The sequence below is a fragment of the Sphingomonas sinipercae genome, assembly GCF_011302055.1.
Lineage (GTDB): Bacteria > Pseudomonadota > Alphaproteobacteria > Sphingomonadales > Sphingomonadaceae > Sphingomicrobium > Sphingomicrobium sinipercae.
On sequence record NZ_CP049871.1, the window covers coordinates 747,272 to 759,862 of the forward strand.

10 protein-coding genes and 1 tRNA gene are annotated in these 12,591 nt (G+C 65.9%); 4 read left to right on the forward strand and 7 right to left on the reverse strand.

The window, feature by feature from the left end:
- The first annotated feature begins 10 nt into the window (after nucleotides 1-10).
- Nucleotides 11-946 (forward strand): aldo/keto reductase, encoded by a 936-nt coding sequence (locus tag G7078_RS03775; protein WP_166093144.1) that lies wholly within the window; start codon nucleotides 11-13, stop codon nucleotides 944-946.
- Here G7078_RS03775 and G7078_RS03780 read toward each other — a convergent pair.
- From G7078_RS03780 to G7078_RS03790, 3 genes are read right to left on the reverse strand one after another with little or no spacing between them, the layout of a single operon-like run.
- Nucleotides 943-2,265: an amidohydrolase gene (locus tag G7078_RS03780; RefSeq protein ID WP_166093146.1), complete on the reverse strand. Its 1,323-nt coding sequence runs from the start codon at nucleotides 2,263-2,265 to the stop codon at nucleotides 943-945. The genes G7078_RS03775 and G7078_RS03780 overlap by 4 nt on opposite strands.
- A 14-nt stretch (nucleotides 2,266-2,279) precedes the next feature.
- Nucleotides 2,280-2,897 carry a DUF4893 domain-containing protein gene (locus G7078_RS03785; protein WP_246166464.1) on the reverse strand — a complete coding sequence of 206 codons (618 nt, stop codon included), beginning with the start codon at nucleotides 2,895-2,897 and terminating at the stop codon, nucleotides 2,280-2,282.
- 10 nt (nucleotides 2,898-2,907) lie between these two features.
- Complete coding sequence (locus G7078_RS03790; RefSeq protein ID WP_166093148.1) at nucleotides 2,908-3,675, reverse strand: 3-hydroxybutyrate dehydrogenase; 768 nt, start codon at nucleotides 3,673-3,675, stop codon at nucleotides 2,908-2,910.
- Nucleotides 3,676-3,761: 86 nt separating this feature from the next.
- Here G7078_RS03790 and ypfJ point away from each other — a divergent pair, with 86 nt between their 5' ends.
- Nucleotides 3,762-4,661, forward strand: coding sequence for a KPN_02809 family neutral zinc metallopeptidase (ypfJ, locus tag G7078_RS03795; RefSeq protein ID WP_166093150.1), 900 nt, complete (start codon nucleotides 3,762-3,764; stop codon nucleotides 4,659-4,661).
- On the opposite strand, the gene G7078_RS03800 is transcribed toward ypfJ, so the two are convergent.
- The gene (locus G7078_RS03800) at nucleotides 4,658-5,647 is read right to left on the reverse strand and encodes an NADP-dependent oxidoreductase (RefSeq protein WP_246166466.1); all 990 of its coding nucleotides are present in this window, start codon (nucleotides 5,645-5,647) and stop codon (nucleotides 4,658-4,660) included. The genes ypfJ and G7078_RS03800 overlap by 4 nt on opposite strands.
- Nucleotides 5,648-5,855: 208 nt before the next feature.
- Here G7078_RS03800 and G7078_RS03805 point away from each other — a divergent pair.
- A tRNA-Ala gene (locus G7078_RS03805) sits at nucleotides 5,856-5,931 on the forward strand.
- A 73-nt stretch (nucleotides 5,932-6,004) separates the two neighbouring features.
- Entirely contained in the window at nucleotides 6,005-7,870 is a 1,866-nt protein-coding gene (locus G7078_RS03810; RefSeq protein ID WP_166093152.1) for an ABC-F family ATP-binding cassette domain-containing protein, read from the forward strand.
- Here the strand turns inward: G7078_RS03810 and G7078_RS03815 are convergent.
- From G7078_RS03815 to rpsO, 3 genes are all read right to left on the reverse strand, one after another.
- Complete coding sequence (locus G7078_RS03815; RefSeq protein ID WP_166093154.1) at nucleotides 7,867-9,540, reverse strand: DEAD/DEAH box helicase; 1,674 nt, start codon at nucleotides 9,538-9,540, stop codon at nucleotides 7,867-7,869. The two genes, G7078_RS03810 and G7078_RS03815, sit on opposite strands and share 4 nt — an antisense overlap.
- A gap of 235 nt (nucleotides 9,541-9,775) precedes the next feature.
- Nucleotides 9,776-12,154 (reverse strand): polyribonucleotide nucleotidyltransferase, encoded by a 2,379-nt coding sequence (pnp, locus tag G7078_RS03820; RefSeq protein WP_166093156.1) that lies wholly within the window; start codon nucleotides 12,152-12,154, stop codon nucleotides 9,776-9,778.
- A gap of 159 nt (nucleotides 12,155-12,313) precedes the next feature.
- Entirely contained in the window at nucleotides 12,314-12,583 is a 270-nt protein-coding gene (gene rpsO / locus G7078_RS03825; RefSeq protein WP_166093158.1) for a 30S ribosomal protein S15, read from the reverse strand.
- Between the last annotated feature and the right edge of the window lie 8 nt (nucleotides 12,584-12,591).

The following is a 12,591-nucleotide window of genomic DNA, read 5'->3' on the forward strand; positions in this document are numbered from 1 at the left end:
GGAGGGCGGAATGACCAGCAAACGCCCAATCGGCAGCAGCGGCCTTAGCGTCGCCCCACTCGCGCTCGGCGGCAATGTCTTCGACTGGACGGCCGACGAGAACAACAGCTTCGCAGTGCTCGACGCCTTCGTTGCGGCGGGCGGCACGATGATTGACACCGCGGACGTCTATTCGGCCTGGGTGCCCGGGCACAGCGGCGGCGAGAGCGAGCGGCTCATCGGGCGCTGGCTGAAGCGGACCGGTAAGCGGGACCAGGTCGTGATCGCCACCAAGGTCGGGATGATGACCGGCCTGAAGCCGGAAACGATCCAAGCGGCCTGCGAAGCATCGCTTGAGCGGCTCGGCGTGGAAACGATCGATCTTTATTATCAGCACAAGGACGACGCCGACGTGCCGTTGGCCGACAGTCTCGGCGCGTTCGATCGGCTCGTCAAAGGCGGCAAGGTCCGCGCGGTCGGCCTGTCCAATTTCTCCGCCGGCCGGGTCGACGAAGCGATGGCGGCAGCGGCGGACAACGGGCTGACGGCACCGACGGCCCTGCAGCCCTGGTACAATATGGTTGAACGGCAGAAGTTCGAAGGCGATCTTCGGGACTCGGCGCAGCGGCACGGGCTGGCGGTGTTCCCTTATTACAGCCTCGCCAACGGCTTCCTCACCGGCAAATACCGTAGCCGCGACGACTTGGAGAAAAGCCCGCGCGGTCTTCGCAACCTCGAATATCTGGACGGCAAGGGGCCGAAAATCCTCGAGGCGCTCGATGCCGTGGCGGTGGAGTCCGGCGCTTCGCTAGCCGCGATTGCGCTCGCCTGGACGATGGCTCAGCCGGCGATCACCGCGCCAATCGCAAGCGCGACGAGCCTGTCGCAAGCGCAAGAGCTGGTGGCGGCGCTAAACCTGCAATTGACGCCGGCGCAACTGGACCGGCTCGACGCCGCGAGCGCTTAGCCCTTCTTCAGCACGTCCATCGCGGCCAGCGTCAGCGCTTCCGTCGCGGTTGAGATAACCGCTTCGGCATCCGGCGCCCAGAACGGGCTGTGGATGGATGGCAGCTTCTGCGGGTTGCCGCCGGCCGCCTGCCACTTGGCCGTCGGCGTGCCGCCGACCCAGAAGATGAGGCTTTCGATCGACTTGTCGGCCAGCCAGAAACGGCTGAAATCTTCGCCGCCCATTACCGCGGGTGTCTTCACGACGCGCTGGGTACCGAAGTTCTGGCTGAACAGCGCCAACGCCCGGCCGGAGAACTTTTCGGTGTTGAAGGTCGATGGGGTGTATTCATTCTCGCGCACCGTCACGACCGGCATCCGGTCCTCGGGCAACCCGGCGGCGATCGCTTCCCCGCGAGCGACGCGCTTGATCCCGTCGAGCAGCAACTTGCGAACCTCGGGTGTGTAGCTGCGCACCGTCAGTTGCAGCTTCGCTTCCTCGGAAATGATGTTGTGCTTGGCGCCGGCATGAAAGCTGCCGACGGTGACGACCGCCGGTTGCTGCGGGTCGTTTTCGCGGCTCACGAGGGTTTGCAGCGTCGAGACGATGCGCGAGGCGACGACGATCGGGTCCTTGGTCGTGTGCGGATAGGCGCCGTGGCCGCCGACGCCTTTCACCGTGATGTCGACGCTGTCGACGTTGGCAAGCGCATAGCCTGGGGTGATGCCGATCTGTCCTGCGGGCAGGGCCGCAGCGTCATGGAAGGCAAGGGCGTAGTCGGGCTTGGGAAAGCGCGTGTAGAGCCCATCGTCGAGCATCGCTTTCGCGCCGACGCCGATCTCCTCGCCGGGTTGAAGGATCATCACCAGGGTGCCCGACCATTGATCTTTGGCCGCCGCCATCCGCCGTGCGGTTCCCAGCCAGCTCGTCATATGCGTGTCGTGGCCGCAGGCGTGCATCACCGGACTAGGCGTTCCGTCGGGCAGCTTGCCGATAACCTTGGACGCAAAGGGCAGGCCAGTCTGTTCCGGCACCGGCAGCGCGTCCATGTCGGCGCGGATCAGAAGCACCGGCCCCGGCCCGTTCTTCATCACTGCAACGACGCCGGTCTTGCCGACGTTCTCGGTCACGGCGAAGCCGAGCTTGCGTGCCTCGGCAGCGAGCTTCGCCGGGCTTCGCACTTCCTGCATCGACAATTCCGGGTTGGCGTGCAGGTCGCGGTACAGCGCCATCAACTGCGGCATATCGGCGGCAACCGCCTCGCGCAGGGTGGCCGCGAAAGCCGGGGCAGGGACGGCGGTTGCAAGCGCGGCGGCGACGAAAGCGATGGTGCGGGACATGGCGGGGAAACTCCTCAGGAGACGGGGACCAGCTCCATGACATCAAGCTGCGATTCGAAATGGGGGCGCGGCATCAGCAGCCGCCAGCGGGAAGGGCCGATGCGTTCCAGATAACCGGCAACGTCGCGCTGCTCGTCCTGCCCGTATTGCATCGCGCGCGGTTCGTCGCCCAGCACCAACGTGCCGAGGAAAACCTGCCTCAGCGCATCATTCGGGAACAGTCGGCCGACCGGCCGCTGCGAGCCGCTCAGCTTGATCAGGCTTTGCAGCGATCCCGGCTGTTCGACCCGGCAGCGGAAGAAGGGGTAATCGACGTAATCGAGCAGACCCTCCGATTTCGCTCCAAGCTTGATCACCCGGCACTTGTAATCGCCGTTGGGGATCGCTGCTCCAGCAAGGGCGGCGTCGGGTGCAAGCAACACGCCTTCTCGGGCAATGTCGTCCCCGTGCCCGGCCCGGCGAGCGGCGTCGAGCGCACTCGTGAATGCACTTCGCCAGCCCGACAGCCGGCCGCGATCGTCGGCCGTGGCGACGCTTCGCCAATCGCCGGTCGGGGCAGCGATCATCCGCGGGCCCGGCACCGCCGAACAGGCGCCGAGCATCAATAAGGCTGTAAGGGTCAGGCTTCGCATGGCGCGCAGCCTATTGGGCCGTCCACCCGCCGTCCATGCTGATGTTGGCGCCAGTGATTGCCGCCGCCTCGTCACGGCACAGAAAGGCGGCGAGGGCGCCGACCTGCTCGGGCGTGACGAATTGCTTGGTTGGTTGCGCGGCGAGCAGGACGTCGTTCATCACTTGCTCTCGAGTCATGCCGCGCGCTTTCATCGTGTCGGGGATCTGGTTCTCGACCAAAGGCGTCCAGACATAGCCGGGCGAGATGCAATTGGCGGTGATTCCGTCGCGGGCGGTTTCCAGCGCGACGGTCTTGGTGAAGCCGGCAACGCCGTGCTTGGCGGCGACGTAGGCGGACTTGTTGGGGCTAGCGACGAGGCTGTGGGCGGACGCGGTGTTGATGATCCGGCCCCAGCCTTTCCCGCGCATTGCCGGAAGCGCGATCCGCGTGGTGTGGAAGACCGCGGACAGGTTGACGGCCAGGATAGAATCCCACTTTTCGGGCGGGAAACTGTCGACCGGCGAAACGTGCTGGATGCCCGCATTGTTGACCAGGATATCCGGCCCGCCCAGCGCGTCGGCGCAGCGCTGGACCATGCGCTCGATCGCGGCCGGATCGGACATGTCGGCGTCATCGTGAAGGGCGCCAAGCTCCTCCGCGATGGCCGAAATCGCGCCGGCATCGCCGAAGCCGTTGATCATCACCTTCGCGCCTTCCGCCGCCAAGGCTCGCGCGATGGCCAGGCCGATGCCCGAGGTGGATCCGGTAACGAGTGCGACTTTGCCAGTGAGTGTCATGGCCACCCAATGCCGCCGGTCGCCGTCCCTTTGCAACCGCCAAGGCGGCTGGTGCATTACGCATCCGCAACAGGAGGAAATTATCGATGCGGCTGGGCGGCGGGAACGACGACGATTTCATTGACCGCACCGGACAAAGCGGCGGCGGCTTCGGCGGGCTGGGCGGCGGCGGCAACATGCTCGGCTGCCTCCTTCCGCTCGTGGCGAGCCGGTTCGGGATCGTCGGCGTGCTGTTCCTGCTGCTTGGTTATTGTGCGCTGCAGTCGCTTGGCGGCGGCGGGAGCCTGCTTCCCGGCGGCACCGGCGGGGCTCCGACCCAGACTCAGGGTACCGCCAAATCGCGGCTCGATCCGGAGACCGCGCAATTCCTTCCGGCCGTGCTGAGCAGCACGGATAACGTCTGGACCGAAATCTTCCGCAAGAGCGGCGCTGCCTATCGCGAGCCCAAGATGGTGGCCTACACTTCCGGCACGCAGACCGGTTGCGGCTTCGGCCAGGCGCAGATGGGCCCGTTCTATTGCCCGACCGACCAGACGATCTACATTGACCCGGCCTTCTTCAACGAGCTTCGGACCAGGTTCGGCGCCGACGGTGACTTTGCCCGTGCCTATGTGATCGCTCACGAAGCCGGTCATCACGTCCAGAATCTCGAAGGGACGCTGGACCAGGCCCAACGCTCGCAATCTTCGCTTGGCCGTTCCGAAGGCAACCAGGTGCAGGTCGGGGTGGAGCTCCAGGCCGACTGCTACGCCGGGGTATGGGCGGCCAATGCCAAGGCCCCCGACGGAACCTCGGCGCTAGAAGCCGGCGACATACAGGAAGGCATGCGCGCCGCCGAAGCGATCGGCGACGACACGCTGCAACGTCAGACGCAGGGCCGCGTAGTCCCCGAAAGCTTCACCCACGGCACGTCGGCACAGCGCATGGCGGCACTGCGCACCGGCCTGGAAAGCGGCAATCCAGCCGCCTGCAAGTTCAACCGCTAGACCCGGACGAGCATCTTTCCGGTGTTGGTACCGGTGAACAGGCCCAAGAACGCCTCCGGCGTGCTCTCCAGCCCGTCCATCACCGTGTCGCGCGACTTGACCCGGCCGTCGCTGACCCATTGGCCCATGTCGCGGTAGAACTCGCCAAGTCGCGACACATAGTCGCCGTAGAGGAAACCGCGCATGGTGATGCGCATTGCGATCATACGGATGATGTAGCGGAATTGCGCCGGTTCGCGGCTGTTGTAGCCATCGATCATTCCGCACAAAGCGAAGCGGGCGTGAAGCCGGGCGCGCGCGAAGGCGGCGTCGAGGTGGGCGCCGCCGACATTATCGAAATAAACGTCGATTCCTTCGGGCGCCGCCTCGCGCAATGTGACAAGCAGGGAGCCGGACTTGTAGTCGATCGCCTGGTCGGCGCCGAGCGATCGGACGAACTCACACTTGTCGGGTCCGCCAGCCGAACCGACGACGGTCATCCCCTTGGCCTTGGCGATCTGTACTACCGACGACCCGACCGCGCCGGCGGCAGCGGAGACGAAAACGATATCGCCGCCCTTGGCCTCGGCCGCGTCGAGCAAGCCGAAATATGCGGTTGCTCCCGGCATTCCTAGAATGCCCAGGAACGCTTGCGGCTCGACGCCCGAGATGTTGGGCGCCTTTTGCAGGGCCTTGGCCGGAAGCACGGCTTCGTCGCGCCAGCCGGCCATGTGGATGACGAGGTCGCCCGGAACGAAGTCAGGGGCGTTGGACTCGATCACCGTCCCGATCGCGCCGCCTTCCATCGGCGCGTCGATGGCGAATGGCGGAATGTAGGATTTCGCCTCGTTCATCCGGCCCCGCATGTACGGATCGACGGACAGGAACAGGTTGCGCACGTGCACCATGCCGTCGGTGAGTTGGGGGAGCGTATATTCCTTCAACGCGAAGTTATCCGCCGTCGGCGTGCCTTCGGGACGGCTCATCAGGTGCCAGGCGCGGGCCACATCTTCCTCCTCGCAAAAATCCGGTCTGCGATAAGCCTGCTGCCGGCAATACGAAAGGCCCGGCAGTGTTTGTGGGATGCCAATGGACGCGGCGGTATCGGTGGGAGCACGGGAGTTGCCGGAGGGGCGATTGCATGGGGCAAAAAGCGCGGCTATTGGGGCCGCTCTCCCGGGTCCGGCGAAGGCTGAACCCACGCTCGGCTGGGGCGGGGCTGTAGCTCAGATGGGAGAGCGCTGCAATCGCACTGCAGAGGTCAGGGGTTCGATTCCCCTCAGCTCCACCAGCCTATTTTCCCTTCCTGCAAAGTCATTTGCTCGACACTTGGGCAGGACGCGTTTGGCTGCTAAGCGCCGCGGATGCTCTCCATCAATGGAATTACGGTCCGCCTTGGCGGCAGGACGATCCTCGACCGCGCCTCGGCGACGTTCACGCCGGGCAGCCGCGTCGGGCTGATCGGCCGCAACGGGGCCGGCAAGTCGACGCTGATGAAGGCGATCATCGGCCAGATCGAGCCCGACGAAGGTACGATCGAGATGCCGCGGCGCACGCGCATGGGCTACATCGCGCAGGAAGCCCCGGCGGGCGCTTCGAGCCCGTTCGAAACCGTGCTTGCCGCCGATGTCGAGCGGGCCCGACTGATGGACGAGGCCGAGCATTGCCAGGACGCGCACCGGATCAGCGACATCCATGAGCGACTGCTGGCGATCGACGCCTACACCGCGCCGGCGCGTGCCGCTCGAATCCTGCTTGGTCTTGGCTTCGACGAGGAGATGCAGGCGCGGCCGCTGGATAGCTATTCCGGTGGCTGGAAGATGCGCGTGGCGCTTGCCGCCTTGCTGTTCTCCGAACCGGACCTCCTGCTGCTCGACGAGCCGTCGAACCATCTCGACCTCGAAGCGACCTTGTGGCTCGAGAATTTTCTCAAGAGCTATCCCGGCACCTTGGTGGTGATCAGCCACGAGCGGGACCTGCTCAACAATGTGGTCGACGCGATTGCCCATCTCGAGCGCGGCAAGGTGACCGTCTATGCCGGCGGTTACGACAGCTTCGAACGGCAGCGGGCCGAGCGCGCCGCGCAGATTGCAGCGGCGCAGGCGGCGCAGGAATCCCAGCGGGCGCGGTTGCAGGATTACATTGCCCGCAACAGCGCGCGCGCTTCGACCGCCAAGCAGGCGCAGTCGCGGGCGAAGATGCTGGCGAAGATGCAGCCGATCGCTGCGCTCGCCGATGACCCGAGCCTCAGCTTCGACTTTCCAAGCCCGTCGCAGCTCAAGCCACCGTTGATCACGCTCGACATGGCGGCGGTCGGCTATTCACAAACGCCGGTGCTTCGCCGGCTCAATCTGCGCATCGATCCCGACGACCGCATCGCGCTGCTCGGCCGTAACGGCAACGGCAAGACGACGCTGGCCCGGCTGCTGGCGGCGCAGCTGGCGCCGATGGAAGGCAGCGTCAGCGCCTCGTCGAAAATGCGCGTGGGGTACTTCACCCAGTACCAAGTTGAGGAACTGCACGGGGACGAAACGCCGTTGCAGCACATGACCCGGGCGATGGCCGACGCGACCCCGGGCGCCGTGCGGGCCCAGCTTGGGCGGTTCGGCTTTTCCGGCGACAAGGCCATCACGTTGGTCGGTAAATTGTCGGGCGGTGAACGGGCCAGGCTCGCGCTTGCGCTGATCACTCGCGACGCGCCGCACCTGCTGATTCTCGACGAGCCGACCAACCACCTCGACGTCGATAGCCGCGAAGCGCTCGTGCAGGCGCTCAACGGCTATGACGGGGCGGTGATCATCGTCAGCCACGACCGGCACATGATCGAACTGACCGCCGACCGGCTGGTGCTGGTCGATGGCGGCGCGGCGAACGAATATGCCGGCAGCATCGATGATTACATCGACCTGGTGCTGGGCCGGAACCAGCCGGCGGCCGAAGCGAAGGCGAAGCAGCCCAAGCAGGACCGCAAGGCAGCGGCGAAGGCTCGCGAAGATGCGCGGGCGCTGAAGAAAGCGGCGTCCGAAGCGGAAGCGGCAAGCGCCAGGCTGATGGCCCAATGTTCGGCGATCGACCAGGCGATGTTCGATCCCAAGAGCGCGCCCGCGGAACTGGCCAATTTGCCGATGAGCGAGCTCAGCCGGCGTCGGGCCAAGGTGGCCGCGGAGCTGGAAGCTGCCGAAGCGCGTTGGCTTGAAGCCAGCGAGCGGCTGGAGCAAGCGGCGGCCTAGGCCGGTTTCGGCCGGCGCGGCTTCTTCACGCGCGGCTGCTCGTGCGCCTGCTCGGGCCGGTAATTCGACGGCTCGCGCTGCGGCGCCGGCTCGATCATCAGCCCTTGGTCCTCCGGTGAGATGACGGCCCGGCGAAGCGCCTTGATGAAGCCGGGCGTGGCCCGTTCGCTGACCTGGAAATAGCTTTCGCTTGCTGCGATCCGGATCGCGCCGATCTCGGCCCGCCCGACATGACCGTAGCGGCAGATCAGCGGCAGCAGCCAGCGCGGGTCGGCATTGTGGCGGCGGCCGGCGTTCATCTGGAACCAGACCGCATTCTCGAAACCCGGGCGCGGGCCGTCCGGACGCCGTTCTGCGCGCTCGGCTGGGCTCAGGATATCCTCCGGCGCCGGCATATCCGTGCGCAGCGATTTGACCAAGGCCGCGACGATCGCTTCCGGCGAAAGCTTGGCCATCAGCTGGTTGGCGAGTTCGCGGTCCTCTTCCTCAAGCTCGGCCGGTTCGGACAGGGCGACCAGCAATCGCTCCCGGTCCTTGTCGCGGATCTGGGCGGCGGACGGCACCTGGACCCACTCGGCATCGATGCGGGCACCGCGAAGCATCCCCTCGACGCGCTTGCGGCGCTGGTACGGGACGATGAGGATTGCCGTGCCTTTGCGCCCGGCGCGCCCGGTGCGGCCCGACCGGTGCTGCAGCGCCTCGGCATCGCGGGGAAGCTCGACGTGGACGACCAGCGAGACCGACGGCAGGTCGATGCCGCGTGCCGCGACGTCGGTGGCGACGCAGACGCGGGCGCGCTGGTCGCGCAAGGCCTGCAGCGCGTGGTTGCGCTCGCTCTGGCTGTGCTCGCCAGACAAGGCGACCGCCTGGAAGCCCCGCTCGGTCAGGCTGGAATGGAGCCGCCGCACCGCCTCGCGGGTGGCGCAGAACAGGATCGCCGTCTCCGCATCGTGGAAGCGCAGGAGGTTGACCACCGCATGCTCGATGTCGGTCGGCGATACCGCCACCGCCTGGTAAGCGATGTCCTGATGCCCCTGGTTGTCGCCCAGGGTTTCGATCCGAAGCGCGTCCTTCTGGTAGCGCTTGGCGAGCGCCACGATCGGCCGCGGCATCGTCGCGGAGAACAACAAGGTGCGGCGGCCCTGAGGGGTGGCATCGAGGATTTCTTCAAGCTCCTCGCGGAAGCCCATGTCGAGCATCTCGTCGGCCTCGTCGAGCACCGCGACGCGAAGCGCCGAAAGGTCGAGAGCGCCGCGTTCCAGGTGGTCGCGAAGTCGGCCCGGCGTGCCGACGACGATGTGCACCCCGCCCTGGAGCGCGCGCCGTTCCTTCATCGGGTCCATGCCGCCGACGCAGGTGACGACCCGGGCGCCGGCGCTGGCATAGAGCCAGTCGAGCTCCTTGCTGACCTGCATCGCAAGTTCGCGAGTCGGGGCGATGACCAGGGCCAGCGGTTCGCGGGTGAAGGTCAGCCGGTCGGCCTCGATCAGCTGCGCGGCCATCGCCATGCCGAAGGCAACGGTCTTGCCCGACCCGGTCTTGGCCGAAACAATGAGATCGCGGCCATCCGCTTCCTCAGCGACGACGGCCGACTGGACAGGCGTGAGTTGTTCGAAGCCGCGCGCGGTCAGCGCCTCGGCGAGGGCGTCATGAAGCCGGGGATGTTGCATTCGTGCGCGGTAGCCGGAAGTCGCTGGAATGGCCACCATCGCGCTGGTCGTCGCCGTTCGTTCCGGTGGGCATCCCGATTTCTCCAACACTCTCGAACCGAGCGAATCACGGCATAACATAATGATTTCACGAACCGAATGGCTGGCGCGCCCAAGCCAAAGAAGAGAAGCCCCGCGATCGCTCGCGGGGCTTCCTTTTTTAGTGCATTGAAACCGGCTTGCGCCGGAGCGCAAATCAGTCGGCGTCGTCGCCGGTCAGGAAGGCTGGGGCGAACGTGGGTTCGCTGCCGCCTTCGTTGCCTTGACCTTCACCGCCGTCGCGCCGGGGACCACGCTCGCCGCGGCCTTCGCCGCGCGGGCCGCGATCGCCGCGTCCGCCGCCGTCGCGTCCACCGCCTTCACGACGGGGTCCGCGATCGCGGTCGCCGCCGCGGCCACGGCCACGATCGCCACGATCGCCGCGCGGTCCGCGGTCGCCGCCTTCACGGGGCTCCTTGGGCGGGCGGGTGTCTTCGAGCTCGGCACCGGTTTCCTGATCGACGACGCGCATCGACAGGCGGACCTTGCCGCGCTGGTCGACCTCGAGCAGCTTGACCTTGACCTCCTGGCCTTCGGACAGAACGTCGCGGACGTTCTCGACCCGCTCGTTCTTGATCTCCGAAACGTGCACCAGGCCATCCTTGCCCGGCATGAAGGTCACGAACGCGCCGAAATCGACGATGTTGGCGACCTTGCCGGTGTAAATGGTGCCCGGGATCGGCTCGGCCACGATGCCGTGGATCCAGGCGCGCGCGGCCTCGATCTTGGCCGGGTCCGAAGACGCGATCTTGATCGTGCCGTCGTCGTCGATGTCCACCTTCGCGCCGGTCTCCGCGACGATTTCACGGATGACCTTTCCGCCGGTGCCGATGACTTCGCGAATCTTGTCCTTGGGTACCTGCATCGTTTCGATGCGCGGCGCGTGGGCGGACAGTTCTTCGCGCGTATGATCGAGCGCCTTGGCCATTTCGCCCAGGATGTGGGCGCGGCCTTCCTTCGCCTGGGCGAGGGCCACCTTCATGATCTCCTCGGTGATGCCGGCGACCTTGATGTCCATTTGCAGCGCGGTGATGCCGTTGGACGTGCCCGCAACCTTGAAGTCCATGTCACCAAGGTGATCTTCGTCGCCAAGGATGTCGCTGATTACGGCGAAGTCCTTGCCTTCGAGGATCAGGCCCATGGCAATGCCGGCGACTGGCGCCTTCAGCGGAACGCCGGCGTCCATCATCGCAAGGGAGCCGCCGCAGACGGTGGCCATCGAGCTGGAGCCGTTGGACTCGGTAATGTCGGACAGGACGCGGATCGTATAGGGAAACTCCTCCGCGCTCGGCAGCATCGGATGAAGCGCGCGCCAGGCGAGCTTGCCGTGGCCGGTCTCACGCCGGGACGGGGCGCCGAAGCGGCCGACCTCACCGACCGAGTAAGGCGGGAAGTTATAGTGCAGCATGAAGCGCGAGTAGGAGAGACCCTCCAGCCCGTCGATCATCTGTTCCGATTCCTTGGTGCCAAGCGTGGTGCTGACGATAGCCTGCGTTTCACCGCGGGTGAAAATCGCCGAGCCGTGCGCGCGCGGCAGGAAGTGGACCATCGCCTCGATCGGCCGGATGTCCCTGGGACCGCGGCCGTCGATGCGGCGGCCGTCCTTGAGGATGGCGCCACGAACGATGTTGGCTTCAAGCTTCTTGCCGAGCTTGGTGGCCTTCAGGGCAGTCGCCGGGTCGGCGTCCGCATAAGCATCCTTGAACGGCGTCTTGGCGGCGGCGAGCGCAGCGACGCGCTCAGCCTTGCCGACGATCCCATAGGCCTTTTCAAGGCCGTCACCGGCGAGATCTTTGAGCTTGGCGAGAATGCCTTCGCTCTCGGTGTCCTCGGGCAGTTCCCAAGGCTCCTTGGCGGCCTGCTCGGCCAGCTTGATGATGGCCTTGCAAACTTCCTGGCTAGCCTTGTGGCCGAACATGACGGCGCCGAGCATCTCGTCTTCCGAGAGCTCCTTGGCCTCCGATTCGACCATCATCACCGCGTTCGGCGTGCCGGCCATGACGAGGTCGAGCTTGCCTTCGGCAATCTGCGCCTGCGTCGGGTTGAGGATATATTCGCCTTCGGCCGAATAGCCGACGCGAGCGGCGCCAATCGGGCCCATGAAGGGAACGCCGGAGATGGTCAGCGCTGCCGACGCGGCGATCATCGCCAGGATGTCGGGCTCGTTCTCGCCGTCGTAGGAAAGGACCTGCGCGATCACGAGGACTTCGTTGTAGAAGCCTTCCGGGAACAGCGGGCGGATCGGACGGTCGATCAGGCGGCTGGTCAGCGTTTCCTTTTCGGTCGCGCCGCGCTCACGCTTGAAGAAGCCGCCCGGGATACGCCCGGCGGCCGAAAACTTTTCCTGATAGTGGACGGTCAGCGGGAAGAAGTCCTGCCCCGGCTTCACGCTCTTGGCGGCAGTGACCGCGCAAAGGACGACGGTTTCGCCGAGCGTGGCCATGACGGCGCCATTGGCCTGGCGCGCAACGCGGCCGGTTTCGAGCTTGAGGGTCTTGCCGCCAAGATCGGCTTCTACGGTTTTGATATCGAACATTTGATTTCCTTCTCCCGCGGGCCGGATGCCAGCGGGGTCATCTAGTGGCAGGCGAGACCGGCCTGCGAGCGGTGCGGGGCGTGTAAACCTGCCCCTGGACGCGCCGCCGAATTGCGGAGCTGTCCTACGCAAAGGGCGCCGCAAGGGCGCCCTTCGTAATTACTTGCGAAGGCCAAGCTTCGCGATGAGATCGGTGTAGCGCTTTTCGTCCTCGCGGCGGAGGTAATCGAGCAGCGACCGGCGCTTGTTGACCATCATCAGCAGGCCGCGGCGCGAATGGTTGTCCTTCGCGTGCGTCTTGAAGTGGGCGGTCAGCGTGTTGATGCGGTCGGTGAGGATGGCGACCTGGACCTCGGGCGAACCGGTGTCGTCCTTGCCGCGGCCGTGTTCCTTGATAACTTCCTGCTTGCGCTCAGCGGTAATCGACATCGTCATTA

Excerpts from the sequence above, each read along its gene's own strand:
- rpsO (WP_166093158.1), bottom strand. The coding sequence starts at position 12,583 with ATGTCGATTACCGCTGAGCGCAAGCAGGAAGTTATCAAGGAACACGGC.
- G7078_RS03785 (WP_246166464.1), bottom strand. The coding sequence starts at position 2,897 with ATGCGAAGCCTGACCCTTACAGCCTTATTGATGCTCGGCGCCTGTTCG.
- G7078_RS03815 (WP_166093154.1), bottom strand. The coding sequence starts at position 9,540 with ATGCAACATCCCCGGCTTCATGACGCCCTCGCCGAGGCGCTGACCGCG.
- ypfJ (WP_166093150.1), top strand. The coding sequence starts at position 3,762 with ATGCGGCTGGGCGGCGGGAACGACGACGATTTCATTGACCGCACCGGA.
- G7078_RS03790 (WP_166093148.1), bottom strand. The coding sequence starts at position 3,675 with ATGACACTCACTGGCAAAGTCGCACTCGTTACCGGATCCACCTCGGGC.
- pnp (WP_166093156.1), bottom strand. The coding sequence starts at position 12,154 with ATGTTCGATATCAAAACCGTAGAAGCCGATCTTGGCGGCAAGACCCTC.
- G7078_RS03775 (WP_166093144.1), top strand. The coding sequence starts at position 11 with ATGACCAGCAAACGCCCAATCGGCAGCAGCGGCCTTAGCGTCGCCCCA.
- G7078_RS03810 (WP_166093152.1), top strand. The coding sequence starts at position 6,005 with ATGCTCTCCATCAATGGAATTACGGTCCGCCTTGGCGGCAGGACGATC.
- G7078_RS03780 (WP_166093146.1), bottom strand. The coding sequence starts at position 2,265 with ATGTCCCGCACCATCGCTTTCGTCGCCGCCGCGCTTGCAACCGCCGTC.